Source organism: Bacillus sp. 11B20, from assembly GCF_056098985.1.
The window spans coordinates 555,441-577,053 of sequence record NZ_JBLZWZ010000007.1; the positions used below are offsets into that span (position 1 = coordinate 555,441).

Consider the following 21,613-nt stretch of genomic DNA (forward strand, 5'->3'; position numbering starts at 1 on the left):
TGCAAAACCTAGCAAACGACTTGCTAGGTTTTTTCTTTTGCCGAGCGGGATAGACGAGACGTTCTACATAAGGACGGGCCTGCATATGATGGAAACAAGCCATATGTATATAAGGAGTGAACCGGGCGTGCGAGTATCAAGTGTAACAGTGAGAAAACGATTGCTTTTCGTGCTGCTGATTGGGGTGATCATTTTTTTCATCATAGATACTAGATTAGGATATGTACAGTTTATTATGGGTGAGAAGCTCACAAGCTTAGCAAAAGATTCATGGAGCCGTAACCTCCCGTTCGAACCAGAAAGGGGAGATATTTTGGACCGAAATGGGGTAGAGCTTGCGACGAACAAAAGTGCCCCATCTATATTGGTCGTTCCGCGTCAAATTAAAGATCCCGCAGAAACAAGCAAGAAACTGGCGGCAGTACTGAATATGTCTGAGGAGAAAGCGTACAAGCACGTCACAAAGAAAACATCGATTGAACGAATTTCTCCAGAGGGAAGAAAAGTATCTCATGAAAAAGCAAAAGAAGTCAGAGAGCTTGATTTAGATGGCGTTTATGTTGCGGAAGACAGCATCAGACACTATCCCTTCGGCAGTTTTCTTTCTCATGTGCTTGGCTTCGCTGGAATTGATAATCAAGGGTTACTTGGACTTGAAGCCTATTATGATGATGACCTAAAAGGTGAAAAAGGCTCTGTAAAGTTCTATTCCGATGCAAAAGGGCAGAAAATGCCAGATGAAGCAGATGATTATACACCGCCTAAAGATGGCCTTGATATGAAGTTAACTGTCGATGCGAAAGTACAAACCATCATAGAGCGGGAATTAGACAACGCGCAGGCAAAATATAACCCAGACGGCATGATTGCAATTGCGATGAATCCGAAGAACGGTGAAGTGCTTGGGATGTCGAGCAGACCGGATTTTGATCCAGCGGATTATCAATCAGTTGACTCGAAAGTGTTTAACCGAAATCTACCGGTGTGGAGCACATATGAGCCAGGTTCGACGTTTAAAATAATTACACTTGCAGCAGCACTAGAAGAGAAAAAAGTCAATTTAAAACGCGATCATTTTTTTGACAGCGGATCTGTAACAGTAGATGGTGCAAGGCTTAGGTGCTGGAAAAAAGGAGGGCACGGATCACAGTCATTTTTAGAAGTGGTGCAAAACTCCTGTAACCCCGGCTTTGTTGAACTAGGCGACCGTCTAGGAAAGGATAAATTATTTTCCTATATTAAAAATTTCGGGTTTGGCCAAAAAACAGGGATCGATCTTCAAGGGGAAGGGCGGGGCATATTGTTCCCGCTGGACCGGGTTGGCCCTGTAGAGCAGGCGACAACTGCCTTTGGTCAAGGTGTATCTGTTACGCCGATACAGCAAGTAGCTGCCGTAGCCGCAGCGGTAAATGGCGGAACACTTTACACGCCGTACATTGCAAAAGAATGGATAGATCCAATCACAAAAGAGGTTGTGAAAAAGCAATCACCGATTGCCAAAAAGAAAGTGATTTCAGCAGAAACATCAAAAGAAATCAGATATGCGCTTGAAAGTGTAGTCGCTCAAGGGACTGGCCGCAATGCATTTGTTGAAGGATATCGTGTTGGCGGAAAAACAGGGACAGCACAGAAGGTAAAAGACGGCAAGTACATGGAAAATAACCACATTGTGTCGTTTATCGGGTTTGCGCCTGCTGATGATCCAAGTATCGTTGTATATGTGGCTGTAGATAACCCGAAAGGCACCATTCAATTTGGCGGGACAGTTGCTGCGCCAATTGTGGGTCATATTATGCGGGACAGCCTGCCTGAAATGGGTGTGAAAAAAAGAAAAGGACAAATTGAAAAGAAGTACCAGTGGCTGGACACAAAAACGATTGAAGTACCGAATCTTGTAGGGGGATCTGTTTCAGACCTTGAATCCCTCCTGATTAATCTTAAGATCGATGCTTCTGGAACTGGCAGTAAAGTGGTGAAGCAATCACCTGCTGCTGGGACGAAGGTCAAAGAAGGCTCCACCATCAGATTATACTTAAACGATGAATAATAAAGAATGAACAGAGGGTAGCCGCACTCATTCGGCTGCCTCTTTTTGTTGAAAGAGAAGGTCTGTTTGAAAAAAAGAACCTAAAGTGTGTTTTTTCCAAGAGAAACTTAAGGAATACGCTGGATGTATCCTTTTTTTTACGATAAAATATAGACTGTGTGTTTTTTTCGCAAGACATGCACGTGAACGAATTTGAGAGGTTTGATATGAAATGAAATTACAAGAACTCCTTACATACTTTAAAAGTGAAAACAACGAATTAATAAACGAAAATCCTGATATCACTTCCATCGAAATGGATTCTAGAGAGGTGAAAAAAGGAAGCCTTTTTGTCTGTATAAAAGGCTATACAGTAGATGGACACGATTATGCTGAAAAAGCGGTGAAAAGCGGGGCTGCAGCGATTGTAGCAGAACACCCTCTTAACATAACAGATGTACCAGTCATTATTGTGAAACACTCTCAAAGAGCTCTTGCAAGAATAGCTGATGCGTTTTACGAACAGCCAACTCATAAGCTGAATCTCATCGGGATCACAGGCACAAACGGAAAAACTTCCACAACACACATGATTGAACAAATGATGAGAAAAGCCGAAAAGAAAACAGGCTTAATCGGTACGATGTATATGAAGGTGAATGATGACATTCTCGATGTGAAAAACACGACACCTGAAAGTGTCACACTTCAGAAGACCTTTAAACAGATGCTTGATCAAGATGTAGACACAGCCATTATGGAAGTATCATCACACGCACTGCATCTTGGCAGGGTACATGGATGTGATTATGATATTGCCGTTTTCACAAACCTTTCGCAGGACCATCTTGACTACCACAACACAATGGAAGAATATAAACATGCGAAAAGCTTGCTGTTTTCACAGCTGGGCAGTGCCTTTCATCACGATAAGCCAAAGCATGCGATTTTAAATGCGGATGATGATGCTTCGAGTTACTATGAAAAAGTGACAGCTGCTGAAGTCATGACATATGGCTTAGAGCAAAAAGCAGATGTCATGGCAAAGAATATTCAAATCAAGCCCAAGGGAACTCAATTTGATTTATTCACTCCAATTGGCACCAAAAATGTGACAGTTGCCCTCATCGGTAAGTTTAATGTGTACAACATCCTAGCAGCTGTATCAGTAGGGATCGTATCTGGCTTAACATTTGAAACGATTGTAAGTGCTATTGAAGAGCTGGAGGGAGTCAAAGGCCGATTTGAACTTGTGAACTGTGATCAAGATTTCCCTGTGATCGTCGATTACGCCCATACACCTGACAGCTTAGAAAATGTCCTGACAACGTGTAGAGAATTAACAGCCGGCAAAATTTTCTGTGTGATAGGCTGCGGCGGCGACCGTGATAAAACAAAGCGTCCTCAAATGGCCCAAATCGCTGTGAAGTATGCAGATGAGCCTGTATTTACATCAGACAACCCAAGAAGCGAAGATCCTTCAGCTATCTTAAAGGATATGGAAAATGGTGTGCCAGACGCATATTATCATAGCTTTGTGAATCGCAAACAAGCCATCTTTTTTGCAATTGCCAATGCGAAAAAAGGCGATACAGTCTTAATAGCGGGTAAAGGCCATGAGACATATCAAATCGTTGGCGATCAAGTGTACGATTTTGATGATGCAAAGGTTGCAATGGACGCTATTTTAGATCTAAACAAATCTTAAAATGATGAAAAGAGTGTAATGAAATGAAGCATTTTGTACAAAAACAACATACGAAGAACGCGAATGAATACCTTAATAATGAATGCAATTTTCTGATGGAAAACGGCTTTGGAAATTCGGAAGGAGTAAAGAACGATGCTTGAACAGGTGATATTGTTTACAATCATAATGGGATTTTTAATCAGTGTTCTTTTATCCCCGATTTTTATTCCGTTTTTAAGAAGACTTAAATTTGGTCAAAGTATTAGAGAAGAAGGACCACAGTCTCACCAAAAGAAATCAGGTACTCCGACAATGGGCGGAATTATGATTATCTTTTCTATCACAATTACGACGATTGTGATGATCAACAAATTTTCTGAGATTAGTCCAGAAATGTTTTTATTGTTATTTGTCACGCTTGGCTACGGTCTATTAGGATTTTTAGATGATTATATTAAAGTAGCGATGAAACGAAACCTAGGTTTAACATCGAAACAGAAATTAATCGGTCAAATTGTGATCGCAGTGATTTTTTATGCAGTCTTCCATTATTATCAGTTTGCAACGACGATTCGCATTCCAGGAACAGATGTCAGCTTCGATTTAGGATGGGCTTACTTTATCCTTGTCGTTTTCATGCTTGTCGGGGGTTCAAATGCTGTGAACTTAACGGATGGACTGGATGGTCTATTATCTGGTACCGCTGCTATTGCCTTTGGAGCCTTTGCTATACTGGCTTGGAATCAATCACAGTACGATGTAGCGATCTTTTCAGTAGCTGTTGCTGGAGCCGTTCTTGGGTTTCTTGTGTTTAACGCGCATCCTGCAAAAGTATTTATGGGCGATACAGGGTCGCTTGCTTTAGGCGGAGCGATTGTAGCGATTGCCATTTTAACAAAGCTTGAAATTTTACTTGTCATTATTGGAGGAGTATTTGTTGTCGAAACGTTATCCGTTATTCTTCAAGTGATCTCCTTTAAAACAACTGGAAAAAGAATCTTTAAGATGAGTCCGCTTCACCACCACTATGAATTAGTTGGCTGGTCTGAGTGGAGAGTAGTTGTCACCTTCTGGACAGCTGGTTTATTACTTGCTGTTTTAGGAATTTACATCGAGGTGTGGTTATAATTGAATAAGATGCAAATGTTAAAAAACGAACATGTACTAGTATTAGGTCTTGCAAAAAGCGGATATGCGGCAGCTTCAATTCTTCATGAGCATGGAGTAAATGTCATAGTAAATGACCAAAAGCCGTTTGAAGAAAATGAACCTGCTCAGCTTCTTTCTGAAAAGGGGATTGATGTCATTTGTGGCAGCCATCCTCTTCGTATGTTCGATGATAATGAAATAACGATTTTAATTAAAAATCCAGGAATTCCATATGAAAATGTGATGGTTCAAGAGGCGATTCGCCGCCAAATTCCAGTTTGGACGGAAATTGAATTAGCTTATCATTTAACCTCAGCTCCTTTTATTGGGATTACTGGATCAAATGGAAAAACCACTACCACGACTTTGATTTATGAAATGCTGAAAAGCGATAGTCAAAAAACTTTAGTGGCAGGTAATATTGGCACAGTTGCCAGCGAAGTCGCTGCAAAGGCAGCTGGCGATGAGTGGATTGTAACTGAGTTGTCTTCTTTCCAGTTGATGGGAACAGTTGATTTTAGACCTAAAATCAGCTTAATATTAAATATTTTTGATGCCCATTTAGACTATCACCACACTCGTGATGAATATGAAAAAGCAAAGCAGAAAGTATACGCACATCAACTTGAAGATGACATAGCTGTCATTAACCTCGATGATCCATCAGTCGTAAAACTGGCTGAAGCTTCAAAAGCAAAAAAAGTATTTTTCTCGGTGAAAGAGCAAGTAGAACATGGTGCTTATATTAAAAATGGTGCAATTTACTACATGAATGAACATATCATCGATTTAAAGGATGTTGTTCTTCCTGGTGAGCATAACCAAGAAAATATTTTGGCAGCTATATGTGTCGTGAAAAATACAGGCTGTTCAAATGAAGCAATCGCACACGTTCTCACGACTTTTAGTGGAGTGAAGCATCGTCTCCAGTTTGTAGATACAATTCAAAGCAGAAAATTCTATAACGATAGTAAAGCCACCAATATACTGGCAACAAGTAAAGCATTGTCAGCTTTTAAGCAGCCGACCATTTTACTAGCCGGCGGGCTTGATCGCGGTAATGAATTTGATGAATTGAAGCCTTTTATGAAAAATGTAAAAGGAATCATCACATTTGGTGAGACGGCACCTAAGTTTGTGAAGCTTGGTGAAGAACTGGGAATACATCACGTAAAACATGTCGATAATGTTGAACAAGCAGTACCTGCGGCGTTTAACATTTCTGAAGAAGAAGACGTGATTTTATTATCCCCGGCTTGTGCAAGCTGGGATCAACATAAAACATTTGAAGAACGTGGAGACATGTTTGTAAACGCCGTGCATATGCTTAAATAAGGGCTTGTCTCTCATAATGACTGACAGCCCAAATGAATTATGCTTGGGGTGTCGGTCTCTTGACGAATAAGAAAACTTCTCCGGACTTTTTGCTTGTTGTCATTACGTTACTTTTATTGACGATTGGTTTAATTATGGTGTACAGCGCTAGTGCTGTGTGGGCATCGTATAAATTTGATGATTCGTTTTATTTTGCAAAAAGACAGCTTTTGTTTGCCGGAATCGGAGTTATCGCGATGTTTTTCATTATGCGAGTCGATTATTGGACGTGGCGGACTTGGTCAAAGATATTGATTGCTGTTTGTTTTCTCCTTTTACTGCTTGTACTTATTCCAGGTATCGGTATGGAGAGAAATGGATCAAGAAGTTGGATCGGTGTCGGTGCGTTTAGTATTCAGCCCTCTGAATTTATGAAGCTTGCGATGATTGCGTTTCTTGCAAAATTCTTATCTGAAAAACAAAAAAATATCACATCCTTTCGTAAAGGTTTCGCACCAGCATTAGGCATTGTCTTTTCTGCATTTGCCATCATAATGCTGCAGCCAGATTTGGGAACAGGGACGGTAATGGTTGGAACCTGTATTATTATGATATTTGTTTCAGGTGCGAGAATTGCTCACTTTATATTTCTCGGTCTTTTAGGGCTCAGCGGATTTGCTGCACTCGTCTTATCAGCGCCCTACCGCATAAAACGAATTACATCGTACTTAAATCCTTGGGAAGATCCACTAGGCAGTGGGTTTCAAATTATTCAATCCTTATACGCTGTTGGTCCAGGCGGTCTGTTCGGAATGGGTCTCGGTCAAAGTAGACAGAAATTCTTTTATTTACCTGAGCCTCAAACAGACTTCATCTTTGCGATATTGTCTGAAGAGCTTGGCTTTATAGGAGGATCACTCATTTTGCTGCTCTTTAGTGTTCTATTATGGAGAGGCATACGAATAGCACTTGGAGCCCCAGACTTATACGGAAGTTTCCTAGCAGTTGGCATTATTTCAATGGTTGCCATTCAAGTGATGATTAATATCGCAGTTGTTACTGGACTCATCCCTGTGACAGGGATCACGCTCCCATTCCTAAGTTATGGCGGCTCATCACTGACATTAATGCTGATGGCAATTGGCGTACTTCTGAATGTAAGCAGGTACGCTAGATATTAATGTGCTGCTAGTTAATGAAACCATGATGACATTTATTTTGCAAAAGTACAAAAAAATGATTTGAAGAGTGAAAAAGACAGCTTTCGTATTGAAAACATGTTTTTTTGACTCTTCTTTACAGGTTTTAACGGAGCCCTGTTGTTTAAAACAGGGTTTATACTTTGTTCAGAGCAGAAAAAAATTGAGGGGAAATGGTATAATGCGTATAGTAATCAGTGGAGGCGGAACAGGCGGACATATTTATCCGGCCTTAGCTTTTATTAAAGAAGTGAAAAGACTGCATCCTAATGTAGAATTTTTATATATTGGTACTGAAAATGGACTTGAAAAGAAAATTGTAGAAAGAGAAAATATCCCTTTCAAGTCCATAGAAATTTCAGGTTTTAAAAGAAAGCTTTCCTTTGATAACGTAAAAACGGTGATGAGATTTCTAAAGGGCGTTCAAAAAAGTAAATCTTACTTAAAAGAATTCAAGCCAGATGCGGTCATTGGAACAGGTGGTTATGTGTGCGGCCCTGTTGTTTATGCAGCTTCTAAGCTGAAAATCCCGACTATTATTCACGAACAGAACAGTCTGCCTGGAATCACAAATAAGTTTCTGGCGAGATATGTTGATAAGGTAGCCATCTGCTTTGAAGAAGCTAAGGAACATTTTCCTTCTGAAAAGGTTGTATTTACGGGAAACCCTAGAGCCTCTGAAGTCGTCTCTATAAAAGAGGGGAAATCTCTTAAAGAGTTTGGGCTGGATGAAAAGAAAAAAACAGTTCTTATTTTTGGCGGGAGCCGGGGGGCTGCACCGATTAATAGAGCAGTCATTGACATGCAAAATGAATTAAAGGCTAAGAACTATCAGCTTTTATATATCACAGGTGAGGTTCATTATGAAAAAGTGCTGAACGAACTAAAGGAAAAAGATGCAGCACCTAATATGATCACAAAGCCTTTCTTGCACCAAATGCCGGAGTACTTGAAATCAATTGATGTGATTGTTGCAAGAGCGGGTGCCACAACGATTGCTGAAGTGACAGCCCTTGGAATCCCAACTATTTTTATTCCAAGCCCATACGTCACAGCAAATCACCAGGAAATTAATGCAAGATCACTAGAAAAGCATGACGCTGCAATCGTTTTAAGAGAATCAGAGCTTTCTGGAGAGAGTCTTCTTCATGCCATTGATGAAATTGCTGGTAATGAAGAAAAGTTAAACGAAATGAGCCGCTTAACAAAAGAACTTGGAGTACCAGATGCGGCTGGACGTTTATATAATGTATTAAAAGAAATTACGACTACATGATGGAATGATATTAGGTAAGGCGGAGGGTAATATGGAGAACTTGAAGAATGAATTATTAGAAGCGCAAGTCGGTAAAGTGCTTGAAAATGAGCCGCTTGCAAATCATACGACAATGAAAATAGGCGGGCCGGCAGATCTATTGATCGTTCCTAAAGATATCGATGCAGTTAAAACGATCATGGATCAGATAAAAAAACACCACGCGGACTGGACGGTTATTGGGAGAGGGTCGAATTTACTCGTACTTGATAAAGGAATACGTGGCGTTGTCCTGAAGTTAGGCGCTGGACTTGATCATTTAACTGTAAATGATGAAGAAATTACAGTTGGCGGCGGCTATTCTGTTGTAAGGCTTGCAACGTCTCTTAGTAAGCAGGGTCTTTCAGGGCTGGAGTTTGCAGCTGGTATCCCGGGATCTATTGGCGGTGCTGTTTATATGAACGCAGGTGCGCACGGATCTGATATTAGTAAGATCCTTGTGAAAGCGAGAATCTTATTTGAAGATGGAAGCATCGAGTGGCTAACAAATGAGCAGATGAACTTTAGCTATAGAACATCTGTCCTTCAAAAGGAACGACCAGGCATTGTTCTCGAGGCCGTGTTTAAGCTCAAACAGGATGATCGCGAGAAAATCACAAAGAAAATGCAGCAAAATAAAGACTATCGTAAGGAAACACAGCCTTATAATCGACCATGTGCCGGAAGTATTTTTCGAAATCCGCTGCCTGAATATGCAGGACAGCTTGTAGAAAAAGCGAATTTAAAAGGGTACCAAATTGGCGGAGCAAGAATCTCGGATATGCATGGCAACTTTATTGTGAACGCTGGTGGTGCTACTGCTCAAGACGTGCTGGACTTAATTCAGTACATCCAAAAGAAAATTAAAGATGACTACAATGTAGATATGCATACAGAAGTAGAAATTATCGGTGAAGCAAATTAAAAGCTAGTTTTTATGAATGATGGCATCACAGGAAAACAAACGGCATGAAAGAATGCCGTTTGTTTTCTCATCAAAATGATGACCCAAAGGTGTGGACAAGCAGCTTTGAATGGGGTGAAGAATATACATGCGACCTGATCATGAAAATGAAAAGATCGTCAATATAGAAGAACGAATTCCTAAAATTAAAGAACAAAGGAAGCAGAAAGCGAACCGGAGACTAATCTCTTTTATTCTACTGTTTTTTATCATGGTTTTAATCATTATTTATTTGCAGACACCAATCAGTAAAATTTCTTCTTTAACTATTACGGGTAACGAGCATGTCCCTACAAAACAGCTTGTGAAACTTTCTCAAATCAAAGAAGGCGAAACAGAGTTTTGGAATTTAAATAAAGATTTAACAGCAGATCATATTAAACAAAACAAACTGATTAAAAGTGTCAGTATCAAAAAACATTTTCCAAATAAGGTCAGTATTGCTGTCAAAGAATATGCCAATATTGCGTATCTTCAAAAGGGAAATCTATACTATGAGCTTCTTGAAAATGGGACAGCATTACCAGAAGAAGTCACACCAAGTCATGCAGGACCTATTTTTGTGGATTGGGACAATAAAGAGAAGCTGAAGCAAACTGTAAGATCTTTAAATCAGCTGCCAGCCTCTATTCAGGAACTCATCTCGGAAATATATTATGTGCCGACAAGCTCAAACCAATGGCTCGTTAAATTTTATATGAATGATGGGAACACTGTGATTGCTTCAATTAAAACATTCGCTGATAAAATGGAAACCTATCCTGCCATTGTAAAAGAACTTTCACCTTCTGAAAAAGGCACAATCCATATGGAAGTCGCGACGTATTTTGAAGCGTTTAAATCTAAGAAAAAGGAAGATGAACGTTGAGAGGCAAAACAGTTATATTCTCAATTGTAATGCTTGTTCTTGGTTTTCTGATTTCTTTTTCATACCAATATACTAAGCAGCATCAGGCAGAGGTCATTCGCACAGAGCAATGGAAAAAAGAATACTCCTTGAAAAGTCAGCTGACAAAGCAAGAAAAGGCGAATCAGAAACTTGAAAAAGAATTATACAGCCTTCAATCACAGGTTCAAGCCACTGAGTCCAATTTGAAAAATGAAAAAGAGCAGTATTTTAATGTATTGGAAGATGTTGAGAAATACAGGATGTTTACAGGAGAGATCGGCGTAAAAGGAAAAGGGGTAAAAGTATCCCTTGAAGATGCATCTTATATCCCGAGTGGACAAAATGTCAATAATTACATTGTTCATGAGAGCCACATTTTTCATGTGATAAACGAACTATTTATATCAGGAGCCTCTGCCGTATCTATTAATGGACAGAGAATTACACACCAATCATACATACATTGTAACGGCCCAGTTGTCACAGTTGACGGTGTACAGCATCCAGCGCCGTTTGTCATTTCTGCTATCGGTGATCCGGCTGTGTTAATACCTGCATTAAATATTGCAGGAGGAGTGGTCGATCAGCTGACAAGTGATCATATTTCGATGACGATTGAAAAAAAGGATATTCGTATGAATCCTCTTTTAAAACACAAAGATTAAAAGTGAAAAGGTGAGTGGTGTTGAGGAAAAAGAAGCCTTTACTTAGTTTGACAGTCTTAATGGTGATATTCGGCATCATGGTCTCCATCCAATTTAACTCATTGCAAAAGCCCAAAGTTCGTGATACTCGCGATGTGTGGGAGCTAAGAGAGGATTTATCTGCATCTAAAAGTAAAGAATTGGATTTACTGAAAGAAATTGATAAATATGATGAAATGCTGAAAAAGTATGGTCATCAAGGTGATCAATCAAAAGAAGCTCAACTAACAAAAACATTAAAAGATTTAAAAGAAAAGGCTGGTTTTACAGAAGTGACAGGAGAGGGAATTGAAGTTGATATCTCTCAGCTCTTCTCAAAGGATCTGACTGGAGAAGAAGTGAAAAATATCCCGCCTGATCTTCTGAAAAAGCTAATCAACGAAGCCAATATGTATGGGGCAAAGCATATTTCCATTAATGACCACCGTGTGATTAATACTAGTGTGATTCGAGATATTAATGGCACGACAAAAATGGATGGCTACAGCTTAGATGGTGATGAAGTGACCATCAAGATGATCAGCGACCAGGCCGACAAATTATACAGCCGTTTAAATGTATCAGATATTGCTGATTTGTTTGCTCAGGAAAATTTCGGCTTGAGTATTAGCCAGCCAAAGCAACAAATACAATTAAAAGCATATGACGGTGCAATTCAGGTAAACGAGTTGAAGCCTCTTGACGATGTAAAGGAGGGGAAATCTTAATGTGGCTTCCTGTACTTGGCTTAATCATAGGAGTTGCGATCGGTTTCTTAACAAATTTTACGATACCGAATGAGTATTCTAATTATCTTTCCCTCGCTGTACTTGCTGCACTTGATACATTGATTGGTGGAATCAGGGCACATCTGCAAGGGGCATACGATGAACTAGTGTTTGTATCAGGCTTCTTTTTTAATATTATACTTGCAATAAGTTTAGCTTTTCTGGGCGTCCATCTTGGTGTAGACTTGTATTTAGTCGGAATGTTTGCTTTCGGCGTTAGATTGTTTCAAAATATAGCAGTTATTCGAAGAATTCTACTAACTAAATGGACAATTTCTAGAGAAAAAAAGAAAAAAAGTGAGTCATAAAAAAGGATATACATATGATGTAACGAATATTTTCAGTAATCCTAATAAAAAATGTTGATTTTTTAAGTTTTGTTACACACTTGTAAAAACACATTCATTGTATTGTTGTTCAGCAAATAATAGAATAGAAAGTATTGATATGTGAGGAGGTGCCATAGAATGAACAACAATGAAATTTACGTCAGCCTTGACATCGGTACATCCAATATTAAAGTCATCGTCGGAGAAATGGCGGATGATTCGCTTAACATTATAGGTGTTGGAAATGTCCCTTCAGAAGGGTTAAAAAAAGGATCGATTGTTGATATAGATGAGACAGTTCATTCTATTAGACAAGCATTTGAACAGGCTGAAAGAATGGTAGGTTTTCCTTTACAAAAGGCGATTGTCGGAATTAACGGAAACCACATTCATATTCAGAATACGAGCGGCGTGGTCGCAGTATCTAGTGAAAACAAAGAAATACATGCTGAAGATGTGAGACGTGTCTTAGATGCTGCACAGGTAGTATCTATTCCTCAAGAACATCTCGTCGTAGACGTCATCCCGAGGCAATTTATCGTCGACGGAAGAGATGAGATCACTGATCCGAAAAAAATGCTTGGTGTTCGGCTAGAGGTGGATGGATCGTTAATTACAGGTTCTAAAACGATTCTACATAACTGGCTCCGATGTGTAGAGAGAGCTGGAATTGAAATTATGGATATTTGCTTGCAGCCGCTCGCATCGGGCTCAGCAGCATTATCGAAAGATGAAAAAAATCTAGGGGTAGCTCTCGTTGATATTGGCGGCGGATCTACAACGATTTCCGTATTTGAAAACGGGCATCTCTATTCTACTCACAGTATCCCTTTGGGCGGAGAGAACATTACAAAAGATTTGTCTATAGGACTTAGAACTTCTACTGAAGAAGCTGAACGAATCAAAAAACAATTTGGACATGCGTTTTATGATGAGGCATCGTCTGATGAAACATTTGAAGTTTCTGTCATCGGTACCGATCAGAAACAGACGTATACACAGCTTGAAGCGGCCAATATCATCGAAGCTCGGCTGGAAGAAATCTTGCTCTTTGTGGCAGAGGAATTAAGAAATATGGGTGTCCATGATTTGCCTGGCGGATTCGTTCTAACAGGTGGACAGGCAGCTATACCAGGTATCCTTTCTCTTGCACAAACGGTCTTGCAAAACAATGTTAGAATTGCAAGTCCGAATTATATTGGAGTGAGAGAACCTCAGTATATGACAGGAGTGGGTCTGATCCACTTTGCTTATCGCAATGCAAAGATTCAGGGCAGACAGGTTGGATTCCAAATGCCGGATGAGGCGTTTCATGAAGTAGGCGCATCCATGGAGCCGGTTTCTTCTGCACCACAAGTGAAAGAAGCGCAGCCAAGACCGAAAGTAAAACAAAAAGCACAAGAAGAGACAAATAAAAAACCGGGCAAAATGAAAAAACTATTTAATATGTTCTGGGAATAGAATTAGATTTTCGACGGATTAGGAGGATTCAGCATGTTGGAGTTTGAAACAAATATAGACGGCCTAGCATCAATTAAAGTAATCGGAGTAGGTGGAGGCGGAAATAACGCTGTCAACCGAATGATCGAAAATGACGTACAAGGTGTCGATTTCATTGCAGTTAATACAGATGCACAGGCGTTAAATCTATCAAAAGCAGAAACGAAAATGCAAATCGGTGCTAAGCTGACAAGAGGGCTTGGAGCAGGTGCGAATCCTGAAGTCGGTAAAAAAGCTGCTGAAGAAAGCAAAGAACAGATTGAAGAAGTATTAAAAGGGGCTGACATGGTCTTTGTAACTGCTGGTATGGGCGGTGGAACTGGTACGGGTGCTGCACCTGTCATTGCAAAAATCGCAAAAGATTCTGGTGCATTGACAGTTGGAGTCGTGACTCGTCCTTTCACATTTGAAGGAAGAAAACGTCAGCTTCAAGCAGTCGAAGGAATTGCTTCTATGAAAGAAGCAGTTGACACATTAATCGTGATTCCAAACGATCGCTTGCTTGAAATTGTAGATAAAAACACGCCAATGCTTGAAGCATTCCGTGCAGCAGATAACGTACTACGACAAGGTGTTCAAGGGATCTCAGATCTTATTGCTACACCAGGTTTAATCAACCTTGACTTTGCTGACGTGAAAACGATCATGTCTAATAAAGGTTCTGCTCTTATGGGTATTGGTGTTGCAACAGGTGAAAATCGTGCTGCTGAAGCTGCGAAGAAAGCTATTTCTTCACCACTTCTGGAAACGGCAATCGACGGTGCACAAGGTGTCATCATGAATATTACTGGTGGTACGAACCTAAGCCTTTATGAGGTACAAGAAGCAGCGGACATTGTTGCTTCTGCATCTGACGAAGATGTAAACATGATTTTCGGGTCTGTCATTAATGATAACTTGAAGGATGAAATTGTGGTAACGGTTATCGCAACTGGCTTTATTGAGCAAGAGCCAGAAGTGACAAAACCACAAAGAAATCCATTAGGACAAGGATTAAAGCAAAATCAATCCATTCCTCAAAAGCGTGAAGTGAAACGTGAGGAGCATCAGCAGCCATCATCTCAGCCGAGACAAAATACACAATCAAGCGATGATACGCTGGATATCCCAACGTTCTTGCGCAATCGTAATAAACGCTAATCAAGTATTACTCATCCCCTTCCACCGGAAGGGGATTTTTTCATGTCTAATATATAAAGAAACCCGTATGACTACTAATCAAAAAGTCTTAAATCTGTCTGGGTCACTTCATTCAACATATGTATTTTGACTTAGAGTGATTAAGTAAAAAGAATCATTTTTAAATCCTATTACAAAAAGCGACAAAATGATGAACTTTATTTGACTACATTAAATAGAACACCATGAATCTTGTCATGAACAAAGGAAAGGGAGGAGTGAGACCCGCACTCTGTTTGACCATTTGAGGAGGAGGGATTTGATTGAAAATGAAGTTTCGCAAAACCGCCGGCTATCGTTTGATGAGTTTTTTGGTGATTGGTACTTTAACGATGACAAGCTTTGGGATGGTTCAAGCAAAATCGACTTCTACCTCATATCAAGAGGAAGCTGTTTCCTCCAAGAAAACAAAAGAAAAGATCTCATCTAGATTAATGAAACAGTTTCAACAAGAAGACAAGTTGACCTTTTTAGTCAAAATGAAGGAACAAACAAATGTCAAAAAAGTGGCGAAGGATGCTGTGTCAAAAGCAAAAAAACAGAAGTTAACAGCTGCTAAAACGCAGTACACAAAAAGATCAGCTGTTGTATCAGAACTAAGAGCAACATCTGAAGAGACGCAGGAAGCGCTACTTGCTTATTTACAAAAGGCACAAAAGAAAAAGCAAGTGAAGGATATTCATTCGTACTATATTGTGAATGGTCTCGCTGTGACGGGAACGAAAGAAGTCATGGAAAAGGTGGCTTCCTTCCCAGAAGTAGATCAAGTACTGCCAAATGAAATCCGTCAAATTCATCGTCCTGTTGATTTGAAGACTTCAAAGCCGAACAAACAAATCAAAGCAGCAGATGGAATCGAGTGGAATATTTCTCAAGTTCATGCCCCGGAAGCATGGGCTTTAGGCTATGACGGTACTGGTACCGTTGTGGCAAGTATTGATACAGGTGTGGAATGGGATCATCCTGCATTAAAAGAAAAGTACCGCGGATTTGATCCTGCACGTCCGAATGAACCTTCACATGAATTCAATTGGTACGATGCAACGACAGGTTCTGAAACGCCATACGATGATTTAGAGCATGGTACACATGTGACGGGAACGATGGTTGGCTCTGAGCCAAATGGAGAGAATCAAATTGGCGTCGCACCAGGTGCAAAATGGATTGCGGTGAAAGCTTTCTCAGAAGATGGTGGATCAGATGCTGATCTGCTTGACGCAGGTGAATGGATTTTAGCCCCAAAAGATGAAAATGGGAACCCTCATCCGGAAAAGGCACCTGACGTAGTGAATAATTCTTGGGGCGGCGGGCCTGGTCTTGATGATTGGTATAAAGATGTGGTCAATGCTTGGAGAGCGGCAGACATCTTCCCAGAGTTTTCAGCTGGTAATACGGATTTATTTAACCCTGGCGGTGAGGGATCTATTGCAAATCCTGCGAACTATCCAGAAGCCTTTGCGACGGGTGCAACAGATCAAAACAACAAATTGGGTTCTTTCTCTTTGCAAGGTCCCTCTCCATATGGCGTCATGAAACCAGATATTGCGGCCCCAGGGGTAAACATTCGTTCTTCTATACCTGGAAAAGGGTATGAGGATGGCTGGAATGGAACCTCGATGGCAGGTCCGCATGTTTCAGCTGTTGTGGCTCTTCTTCGCCAAGTACAGTCAGATCTGTCTGTGGAAGAGATCGAAGAAATTCTCATTGATACTGCAAAGCCGCTGACAGATCAGCAATTCCCGGAATCCCCTAACAATGGCTATGGGGCAGGATTAGTTGATGCAAGAGAGGCGATCACAGCATTAACAGATGGAATTGGCAAGATTGAAGGACAGGTAACAAAAGAAGGAGAAGATACAGAACCACCTGTTTTTTCTCATAAAGGACCGAATGAAATTTTTGCCTCTACGCCAACTCCTCTAAGCATCACAGCCGAAGATGAAGTAGCTGTGACAAATGTCTCCTTGAGCTATCAAGTGGATCAAGGGAAAAGGGAGACGCTGCAAGCAAAACGTACGGATGGAAATCATTTAAAGGGGACATATGTTGTCCAGCTGCCAGAACTTGAGGGAGAAAACGTCACGTACCGATGGATTGTGAAAGATTTTGGAGAAAATGAAGCCGCATCAGAACCGTATACGCTTCCGATTAAAACATCCATCACGACTGGCTACTCGCAAGATTTTGAAGCGTGGCCTAGTGGATGGTTCAGTGGTGGAACAAAAGATCCTTGGCAGTGGGGAAAGCCGACCACAGGTCCGAAACAAGCCTTTACTGGAGATCATGTCTACGCCACGAACCTAGACAGTCCTTATGAAAATCAAACAGATGCTCATTTATCCATGCCGATGATTGCTGTACCTGAGTCAGGCTCCTCCTTTTTACAATATCAATACTGGCATGACCTTGAAGCAAATTATGACTATGTGCATATTCATGTGCAGCCTGAGGGGGAAGATGCTGTCCAGGTGGCAGCCTATACAGGTAAAACAAGTGCATGGACAAAAGGAGAAGTTGATTTATCGGCCTACAAAGGTCAAAATGTGGGGGTTATTTTTCAGCTCAGAACGGATGGCAGTGTGACAAAAGACGGTTTTTATTTAGATGATGTGAAAATAACAGATCAAGCTCTGCCTCAAAAGGCAAAGAAACAACTTGGCATCATCAAAAAAGAAAAGCCAGCACAGGAGCAGAAGAAACCCGTTGATCCGAAAAGGGCAAAGCCTGCTAAAATAAAAGAAAAACATGTCCAGATGAAAAAGGAAAAAAGCTTAGATGCTCCGTCTATCAAAGCTCTTCCGATGAAGGCAGAAATCAGTGTTCTTGAAAGCGGCAAGTCCACGTACACAGATGAAGCGACAGGGAGATATCAGCTTTCTCATGGTGCAGGGGAGTTTACAGTGAAAGCTGAAGCATATGGATTTGAATCACGCACCCAAAAAGTCAATATTTCCTCAAATGACACGACAGAGGCGAATTTCTCTTTGCAGCCACTTGAGAAACGAACGATCTCCGGCACAATTGTAAACGAAACAACGGGTGAAAAAGTCAAGGATGCCACGGTTTATCTTGTAGAAGATGCGAAAATTGAGCCGGTCAAAACAGATGAATCTGGCGAGTTTTCTCTAGAGGCATTGAGCGGTGTGTATACAGTCAAAGTATTTGCGAAAGGGTTTAAAGGATATTCGTTTACAGCGGATGTGACAGAAAAGCCGCTTGAAAAAGCAATTAAGCTTGAACCTTTCATCGGTTTTGCTGGCGAAATTGGCTACGATGACGGAACAGCTGAAAATGCGCGGGCGTTCTATGATCCTGGCAATGGCTGGGCGGTGAAATTTTCATTAGAAAAGGGGAAGAAACAAGCGCAAGTCACAGGTGGGCTTTTCCGTTTCTGGACAACAGAGTGGCCAGCCCCTGGCGGGAATGAATTTGCGGTTGAAGTGTATGATGCGTCCGGGAAGGACGGCGCTCCAGGTGAGAAAATCGCTGGACCTTTCAAAGCGAATGCGCTGCGCAATGGTGAATGGACAAAAGTAGATTTAGTAGATCAAGCCATTACGGTGGAGGGAGATTTCTACCTTGTCTATATTCAAACGAAAAAGAATACGGAATCTCCAGGCCTTGCAACAGATGAAGATGGACCAAATGCTGAAAGAAGCTGGCAGCTGACAAGCGGTGCCTTTTCTCCTTCTCCAAAAGAAGAGGGAAATTATATGATTCGTGCGCTTGTCCAATATGAAGCAGATGTACCAGAAATAACGTCTCCAAAAGCAGGAACGATCACGAACAAAGATGAACTGGAGATTGAAGGAAAAGCCTCTCCAGGTCTTGATGTAGCGATCTATCAAAATGATGAAGAGGTTGCCAAAGTGAAAGCAGACCAGTCAGGTGTTTTCAAAGAGAAGGTCACAGTTTCAAGCGGAGAGCATGTATTCACGGCTGCTACTGTTACGGATAAAGGCGCAACGAAAAAATCCAAATCAGTAAAGGTGATCATTGATCAAACAGCCCCGGCGTTAACGATAGATACACCGAAAAAAGGGGAAAAGTCTAACAAAGAATCTCTCACTGTAGAAGGAAAGGTAACGGATGATCATCTTGATCAAGTCACTGTGAATGGAAAAAAAGCAGCAATAGAAGATGGGAAATATTCTGCAAGAATACTGCTTGAAAACGGGAAAAATACGATCAAAGTAACAGCGAAAGATGCAGCAGGAAACAAAACGACTAAAAAAGTCGATATCGATGTTCAATACGAAGCACCTGAGATTTCAAAGCTGACACCAGCAGAGAATGTCAATCTATCATCAGGTGAGTCTGTTAAAATTTCATTTCACAGCAGAGAAAAGCTAGACGCAACGTTTGTCATTCACATGCCGCTGACAAACGCTAGATCAAAGCTGCAAAATACAACAGAGCTGCCGCTTCGCGAGGTAGCTAACGGAACATATGAAGGCTACTGGACAGCTACCTCTACTGCCAAAGCAAAGGGTGCAGTCATTGAAGTGATTGTGCGGGATGATTATGGAAATGTCACACGACAAAAGGCTCCAGGCACATTAAATATCAATGAAAAATAATCCTTGAAAAAAGGCACGACTCCTAGGAGCGTGTCTTTTTCGTTTCGAACGATTGTTTGAAGGCTTGTCCGGGAGAACACTCTCTTGCTTTGCGCTCTCATTTCTCGACAAAAACAATAACAATCCACCAAAAGTTCTCTATCATCCCCAACAAGAATTGACAGACTTCCATCTCATGGCTGTTTTATACTGGTACAAACAAGTGCAAGTACTGCTTTTGATTCTTTGTTTCAGATGAAAGGAGCAGAAGGTGGTCATTTATTTAGATGTGATTTGGCTGTTAAACTTTTGTTTTGATCTATTGCTTCTCTTACTCACTGCATTTATTCTCAAACGACAAGTAAAAAAAAGGCGATATATGTTAGGAGCTCTGATTGGATCGAGCATTGTTCTCTTGCTCTTTACACCATTTGCAATGTTTGTGTCACACCCTCTAGGCAAACTGCTTTTTTCTGTCTTGATCGTGCTTGCAACTTTTGGATTTCAAAGATTTCGTTCCTTTTTTCAAAACCTGTTTGCTTTTTACTTTGTCACATTTTTGATGGGAGGAGGCATGATCGGGGTTCATTCGTTTTTACAAACCAATACTGTTATTCAAAACGGGCTGCTGATTTCACAAAATGATGGATTTGGTGATCCCATTAGCTGGCTTTTCGTTTTAACTGGCTTTCCTGCGATTTGGCTCTTTTCAAAGAAAAGATTAGGAGAGGTCGGTGCGAAAAAAAGACAGTTTGATGAACAAGTACTTGTGGAGATACACATTCACGGAGAGACCATCCGGCTAAAGGGACTCGTCGATTCTGGCAATCAGCTGTATGATCCTATGACGAAAACACCTGTGATGATTGTTCAGGCCGATCAGCTCATGTCCATTTGCGGAGAGCCTTTTATAGAGCTTATGAAGCAGTCTCATCCTGTTGAAGTGATGCAAAAGCTAGATGATCGATTTCCGCTTCTTGATCGTTTAAGACTTGTTCCATATCGAGCGGTCGGTCATGATCACGGGTTTCTTCTATGCTTAAAACCAGATACGGTCATCATTTATTCAAAAACACATATGATCCAGCCAGCCAAGTGTTTTGTAGGCATGAGTCTAAGCGGTTTATCAGCAGATCAGGAATTTCAATCCATCATTCATCCAGATATGTTAGACGGAAAAATCATCCAAGGGGTGTCTTAAGTTTTGGTGATGTCTTTTATCTTACGAGGTCAACTTGACATTTAGAAGGGAGAAGAAGATGAAAAAATTAAAATTTAAACTCACTTACTACTGGTATAAACTCCTCATGAAGCTAGGTCTAAAGAGTGATGAGATTTATTATATTGGTGGTAGTGAGGCGCTGCCGCCGCCATTATCAAAGGATGAAGAGCAGGAACTGCTTGTCAAATTACCAAAAGGTGATCAAACAGCAAGAGCCATCCTGATCGAAAGAAATTTGCGGTTGGTGGTCTACATCGCAAGAAAATTTGAAAACACAGGGATTAATATAGAGGATTTAATTAGTATTGGAACCATTGGCCTGATTAAGGCGGTCAATACATTTAACCCAGAAAAAAAGATCAAGCTCGCGACATATGCTTCGAGATGTATTGAAAATGAGATTTTGATGTATTTGCGCCGGAATAATAAAATTCGTTCAGAAGTGTCGTTTGATGAGCCGCTCAATATTGATTGGGACGGAAATGAACTGCTTTTATCAGACGTCCTTGGAACAGATGATGATATTATCACGCGGGATATTGAAGCAAATGTAGATAAAAAACTTTTGAAAAAAGCGCTGGAGCAATTAAATGACCGCGAAAAGCAGATCATGGAGCTCAGGTTCGGTTTGGTCGGCGGCGAAGAAAAAACCCAAAAAGATGTCGCTGACATGCTAGGAATTTCTCAATCGTATATTTCGAGGCTTGAAAAAAGAATTATTAAACGATTACAAAAAGAATTTAACAAAATGGTCTAAAAAAAATTTTTTGAAAGCTCTGTCCCTTTGCTGTCAAAGGAATCAACTTCTTTTCTCATGATTCTCATCAT

General features: G+C 40.7%; 16 protein-coding genes. All 16 read left to right on the forward strand.

The genetic code is table 11. From position 1 onward, the window contains the following. Positions 1–127: 127 nt before the first annotated feature. The 16 genes from ACN6NB_RS07125 (at position 128) to sigE (ending at position 21,542) form a co-directional block, all read left to right on the forward strand. Positions 128–2,047 (forward strand): stage V sporulation protein D, encoded by a 1,920-nt coding sequence (locus ACN6NB_RS07125; RefSeq protein WP_039178327.1) that lies wholly within the window; start codon positions 128–130, stop codon positions 2,045–2,047. A gap of 211 nt (positions 2,048–2,258) precedes the next feature. Beyond that, complete coding sequence (locus ACN6NB_RS07130; protein WP_144491179.1) at positions 2,259–3,734, forward strand: UDP-N-acetylmuramoyl-L-alanyl-D-glutamate--2,6-diaminopimelate ligase; 1,476 nt, start codon at positions 2,259–2,261, stop codon at positions 3,732–3,734. A 135-nt stretch (positions 3,735–3,869) separates the two neighbouring features. Next, positions 3,870–4,844: a phospho-N-acetylmuramoyl-pentapeptide-transferase gene (mraY, locus tag ACN6NB_RS07135; RefSeq protein WP_003211854.1), complete on the forward strand. Its 975-nt coding sequence runs from the start codon at positions 3,870–3,872 to the stop codon at positions 4,842–4,844. 9 nt (positions 4,845–4,853) lie between these two features. Beyond that, positions 4,854–6,200, forward strand: coding sequence for a UDP-N-acetylmuramoyl-L-alanine--D-glutamate ligase (murD, locus tag ACN6NB_RS07140; RefSeq protein WP_052196550.1), 1,347 nt, complete (start codon positions 4,854–4,856; stop codon positions 6,198–6,200). Positions 6,201–6,259: 59 nt separating this feature from the next. Continuing rightward, positions 6,260–7,360, forward strand: a complete 1,101-nt coding sequence (spoVE, locus tag ACN6NB_RS07145) for a stage V sporulation protein E (protein ID WP_024424259.1) — start codon at positions 6,260–6,262, stop codon at positions 7,358–7,360. Positions 7,361–7,559: 199 nt separating this feature from the next. Further along, complete coding sequence (murG, locus tag ACN6NB_RS07150) at positions 7,560–8,654, forward strand: undecaprenyldiphospho-muramoylpentapeptide beta-N-acetylglucosaminyltransferase (protein ID WP_058837741.1); 1,095 nt, start codon at positions 7,560–7,562, stop codon at positions 8,652–8,654. A 31-nt stretch (positions 8,655–8,685) separates the two neighbouring features. Continuing rightward, a complete protein-coding gene (murB, locus tag ACN6NB_RS07155; RefSeq protein ID WP_041084933.1) occupies positions 8,686–9,597 on the forward strand; it encodes a UDP-N-acetylmuramate dehydrogenase in 912 nt (303 codons plus the stop codon). Between the two features lie 127 nt (positions 9,598–9,724). Beyond that, positions 9,725–10,504 (forward strand): cell division protein FtsQ/DivIB, encoded by a 780-nt coding sequence (locus ACN6NB_RS07160; protein WP_039178345.1) that lies wholly within the window; start codon positions 9,725–9,727, stop codon positions 10,502–10,504. After that, positions 10,501–11,190 carry a DUF881 domain-containing protein gene (locus ACN6NB_RS07165; protein ID WP_039178348.1) on the forward strand — a complete coding sequence of 230 codons (690 nt, stop codon included), beginning with the start codon at positions 10,501–10,503 and terminating at the stop codon, positions 11,188–11,190. Before ACN6NB_RS07160 ends, ACN6NB_RS07165 begins: the two co-directional genes overlap by 4 nt. A 20-nt stretch (positions 11,191–11,210) precedes the next feature. After that, positions 11,211–11,936, forward strand: coding sequence for a DUF881 domain-containing protein (locus ACN6NB_RS07170; RefSeq protein WP_058837740.1), 726 nt, complete (start codon positions 11,211–11,213; stop codon positions 11,934–11,936). Continuing rightward, positions 11,936–12,304, forward strand: coding sequence for a small basic family protein (locus tag ACN6NB_RS07175; protein ID WP_003210988.1), 369 nt, complete (start codon positions 11,936–11,938; stop codon positions 12,302–12,304). Before ACN6NB_RS07170 ends, ACN6NB_RS07175 begins: the two co-directional genes overlap by 1 nt. A 159-nt stretch (positions 12,305–12,463) precedes the next feature. Continuing rightward, complete coding sequence (gene ftsA, locus ACN6NB_RS07180; RefSeq protein WP_039178353.1) at positions 12,464–13,786, forward strand: cell division protein FtsA; 1,323 nt, start codon at positions 12,464–12,466, stop codon at positions 13,784–13,786. A 33-nt stretch (positions 13,787–13,819) separates the two neighbouring features. Further along, positions 13,820–14,965 (forward strand): cell division protein FtsZ, encoded by a 1,146-nt coding sequence (gene ftsZ, locus ACN6NB_RS07185; protein WP_024424252.1) that lies wholly within the window; start codon positions 13,820–13,822, stop codon positions 14,963–14,965. Between the two features lie 302 nt (positions 14,966–15,267). Continuing rightward, positions 15,268–19,584 carry a S8 family serine peptidase gene (locus ACN6NB_RS07190; RefSeq protein ID WP_144491180.1) on the forward strand — a complete coding sequence of 1,439 codons (4,317 nt, stop codon included), beginning with the start codon at positions 15,268–15,270 and terminating at the stop codon, positions 19,582–19,584. Positions 19,585–19,834: 250 nt separating this feature from the next. Then, on the forward strand, positions 19,835–20,764 hold the full coding sequence (gene spoIIGA, locus ACN6NB_RS07195; protein WP_039178359.1) for a sigma-E processing peptidase SpoIIGA: 930 nt from the start codon (positions 19,835–19,837) through the stop codon (positions 20,762–20,764). Positions 20,765–20,822: 58 nt separating this feature from the next. Then, on the forward strand, positions 20,823–21,542 hold the full coding sequence (gene sigE / locus ACN6NB_RS07200; RefSeq protein ID WP_007499746.1) for an RNA polymerase sporulation sigma factor SigE: 720 nt from the start codon (positions 20,823–20,825) through the stop codon (positions 21,540–21,542). Positions 21,543–21,613: the final 71 nt, after the last annotated feature.

Coding starts and splice junctions, on each gene's coding strand:
- ACN6NB_RS07130 (WP_144491179.1), top strand. CDS start 2,259: ATGAAATTACAAGAACTCCTTACATACTTTAAAAGTGAAAACAACGAA.
- mraY (WP_003211854.1), top strand. CDS start 3,870: ATGCTTGAACAGGTGATATTGTTTACAATCATAATGGGATTTTTAATC.
- murD (WP_052196550.1), top strand. CDS start 4,854: ATGCAAATGTTAAAAAACGAACATGTACTAGTATTAGGTCTTGCAAAA.
- murG (WP_058837741.1), top strand. CDS start 7,560: ATGCGTATAGTAATCAGTGGAGGCGGAACAGGCGGACATATTTATCCG.
- murB (WP_041084933.1), top strand. CDS start 8,686: ATGGAGAACTTGAAGAATGAATTATTAGAAGCGCAAGTCGGTAAAGTG.
- ACN6NB_RS07160 (WP_039178345.1), top strand. CDS start 9,725: ATGCGACCTGATCATGAAAATGAAAAGATCGTCAATATAGAAGAACGA.
- ACN6NB_RS07175 (WP_003210988.1), top strand. CDS start 11,936: ATGTGGCTTCCTGTACTTGGCTTAATCATAGGAGTTGCGATCGGTTTC.
- ftsA (WP_039178353.1), top strand. CDS start 12,464: ATGAACAACAATGAAATTTACGTCAGCCTTGACATCGGTACATCCAAT.
- ftsZ (WP_024424252.1), top strand. CDS start 13,820: ATGTTGGAGTTTGAAACAAATATAGACGGCCTAGCATCAATTAAAGTA.
- sigE (WP_007499746.1), top strand. CDS start 20,823: ATGAAAAAATTAAAATTTAAACTCACTTACTACTGGTATAAACTCCTC.